Origin of the sequence: Piscinibacter sp. (assembly GCF_050175855.1) — a bacterium.
Classification (GTDB): domain Bacteria; phylum Pseudomonadota; class Gammaproteobacteria; order Burkholderiales; family Burkholderiaceae_C; genus Piscinibacter.
Genome location: NZ_JBFXIO010000101.1, coordinates 1 through 2,340, shown reverse-complemented (window position 1 = coordinate 2,340; position 2,340 = coordinate 1). Strand labels below are relative to the sequence as shown.

Here is a 2,340-nt window from a genome sequence, read left to right as displayed (position 1 = left end):
ATGTCCTTCACCGTCATCAGGCCGCGCAGCTCGAAGGCGTCGTTGACGACCAGCACGCGCTCGAGCTTGTGCTTGTGCATCAACGCCTTGCCTTCCTCGAGCGAGGTGCCCTCGCGCACCGTGATGAGCCGTTCGCGCGGGGTCATGATCTCGCGCACCGGCACATCGAGACGAGTCTCGAAGCGCAGGTCGCGGTTGGTGACGATGCCGACCACACGGCCTTCGTCGACCACCGGGAAGCCGGAGATGCCGTGCTGCTTGCTCAGTTCGATCACGTGTCGCACCGGCACGCCGGGCGAGATGGTGATCGGGTCCTTCAGCAGGCCCGATTCATAGCGCTTGACGCGTGCCACCTCGGCGGCCTGCTGCTTGGGCGTGAGGTTCTTGTGCACGATGCCGATGCCGCCTTCCTGGGCGATGGTGATCGCCAGGCGGGCTTCGGTGACGGTGTCCATCGCGGCGGACACCAGGGGCAGGTTGAGGCGGATGTTCCGGGTCAGGCGGGTGGCGAGCGAGGTATCTCGCGGCAGGACCTGGGAGAAGGCGGGCACCAGCAACACATCGTCGAAGGTGAGCGCTTTGCCGAGAAGGCGCATGAGGCAAGCTCCAGACGCAAAAGCGAATTATACGGACCGTGCAGCACCGCACGCTTTGTGACCCATTCCTCACTTGGCAGCGGGGTGCGGCCGGTACACTCGAATGTCACCTCGCTCGTTAACATCGCACCATGCGCTGTCGCCTCGCCGTCCTCTCGCTTGCCCTCGTCGGCGCCGCCCTGGCGTTGCCTGCCGCCGCCCAGTGGAAATGGCGCGGCGCCAACGGGCAGATCCAGTACAGCGACCTGCCCCCGCCGCCCGGCGTGGCCGAGAGGGACATTCTTCAGCGACCGACTGGTGCGACGTTGCGCGCCATGGCGCCTGCCGCGACGGTGCCGGCCGCGTCCGCCGCTTCGGCGCCGCCCCTGAGCCCGAAGAACGTGGATCCCGAACTCGAGGCCAAACGCAAGAAGGCCGAGCAGGAAGCTGCCGCCAAGGCCAAGGCCGAGGAACAACGCGTGGCGGCCGCCAAGGCCGAGAACTGCAAGCGGGCCCGCGAACAGATCAGGACGCTGGAAAGCGGCATGCGCATGGCCCGCATCAACGACAAGGGCGAGCGAGAGGTGCTCGACGACAAGATGCGCGCAGAGGAGATGAAGCGCGCTCGTGACGTCGCCAGCGCCGAGTGCGCCAAGCCCTAGTGCGCCCTCAGCCGCCCGCAGGCAGCTTTTTCCTGGCGGACTTCCGGTAGCGCAAACGCCGCGCCTCCTTGGGATCCACCTGCAGCGGCCGGTAGATTTCCACCCGGTCTCCCTCGCGCAGCGCGGTGTTTTCCGGCTGCACGCGCCCCCAGATGCCCAGTCTGGACTCCGACAGGTCCAACTCCGGATGCCGCTGCGCCATGCCGCTGGCGCGGACCGCGTCCATGAGGGTCGCGCCCTGGGGCACCTCGACCGCCACCTCGTCGACCTCGCCGGCGCGTGGGCTGTAGGCCACGCTCACGCGCAGTGGCTCAGCGAGCGCCATACACCTCTTCGGCGCGGCGCACGAAGCAGTCGACGAAGGTGTTGGCCACGCGGTCGAACACCGGGCTGACGACGGCCTCCAGCGTCTTGCTGCTGAACGCATAGCGCAGGTCGAACTCGATGCGGCAGGCCTGCGCCTCGTCGTCGCCGGGCATGGCCAGCGGCACGAAGCGCCAGATGCCTTCGAGCAGCGAGAACGGGCCGTCGACGAGGTCGACCTCCACCGAGGCATCAGCCACGTGCGTGTTGCGCGTGGTGAACGCATGGCGCACGCCCGCGTAGTGCAGGTGCAGCCGCGCGGTCATGCCCGCGTCGTGCTGCTCGAGCACCTCGGCCCGCTCGCACCAGGGCAGGAAGCGGGGATAGTCCGGGATGCCGGTGACGAGCGAGTACATCTCGTGCGGGGAGTACCACAGCAAGACGGACTTCTTCACGTGCTTCATACAATCACGCGATTGTATTGGCGGCCCTCGGCCTCAACTGCCCCCCCATGTCCATCGCCGAAAACCGCCGCGCTCGCTACGACTACCACATCGAGGAGCGCTTCGAGGCCGGCATGGTGCTCGAGGGCTGGGAGATCAAGGCCATCCGCGCCGGCCAGGTTCAGCTGACCGACGGCTATGTGGTCATCCGCGACGGCGAGCTGTTCCTGATCGGCTGCCGCATCAACGCCCTGCGCAGCGCGTCGACCCACGTGCACCCCGAGGCCGACCGCACCAAGAAGCTGCTGTTGCACAAGGAGCAGATCCGCCGCCTGATCGGCATGGTCGTGCAGAAGG

5 protein-coding genes are annotated in these 2,340 nt (G+C 67.4%); 2 read left to right on the top strand and 3 right to left on the bottom strand.

Annotated elements, in window-relative coordinates; translation table 11 throughout:
- A partial coding sequence (locus tag AB7U92_RS10045; protein ID WP_428576051.1) for an IMP dehydrogenase occupies positions 1–596 on the bottom strand: 596 nt, incomplete at its 3' end.
- 131 nt (positions 597–727) lie between these two features.
- Here AB7U92_RS10045 and AB7U92_RS10040 point away from each other — a divergent pair.
- A complete protein-coding gene (locus AB7U92_RS10040; RefSeq protein ID WP_428576050.1) occupies positions 728–1,237 on the top strand; it encodes a DUF4124 domain-containing protein in 510 nt (169 codons plus the stop codon).
- Between the two features lie 7 nt (positions 1,238–1,244).
- Here AB7U92_RS10040 and AB7U92_RS10035 read toward each other — a convergent pair whose 3' ends face one another.
- Entirely contained in the window at positions 1,245–1,538 is a 294-nt protein-coding gene (locus tag AB7U92_RS10035; RefSeq protein WP_428576049.1) for an RnfH family protein, read from the bottom strand.
- Positions 1,539–1,548: 10 nt separating this feature from the next.
- On the bottom strand, positions 1,549–2,004 hold the full coding sequence (locus AB7U92_RS10030) for a type II toxin-antitoxin system RatA family toxin (protein ID WP_428576048.1): 456 nt from the start codon (positions 2,002–2,004) through the stop codon (positions 1,549–1,551).
- Between the two features lie 47 nt (positions 2,005–2,051).
- On the opposite strand from AB7U92_RS10030, the gene AB7U92_RS10025 reads away from it, so the two are divergent.
- The coding region (locus AB7U92_RS10025) for an SsrA-binding protein (RefSeq protein WP_428576047.1) at positions 2,052–2,340 on the top strand (289 nt) is incomplete at its 3' end.